Below are 286 nucleotides of genomic sequence, written 5' to 3' on the forward strand. Positions count from 1 at the left end.
AAACAAAAGTAGAAGGAACGAAGACATGGAAGGATGGAAATGTAAAAAACCGTCCGGAAATGATCAAGATTGATCTACTACAAAATGGCAAAGTGATCGCAACAAAAGAAGTGAGCGCAGCAGGTGAATGGAAATATGCGTTTACAGATTTAGCAGCATATGATGCCGAAGGAAATGCATACAAGTATGAAGTGAAAGAACAACCAGTGGATGGATATAAATCAGAGGTAAAAGGTTATGACATTACAAATACAAAAGTAGGCGAAACAAAAGTAGAAGGAACGAA

The 286-nt window shown here is 37.4% G+C and carries 1 protein-coding gene; it reads left to right on the forward strand.

Annotated elements, in window-relative coordinates; genetic code table 11:
* Positions 1-286 (forward strand): Cna B-type domain-containing protein (locus JDS95_RS30705; protein ID WP_199691065.1); only part of this gene is annotated, 286 nt, incomplete at both ends.

The sequence above is a fragment of the Bacillus cereus group sp. N24 genome, assembly GCF_016483345.1.
In the GTDB taxonomy this organism is placed as follows: Bacteria; Bacillota; Bacilli; order Bacillales; family Bacillaceae_G; genus Bacillus_A; species Bacillus_A toyonensis.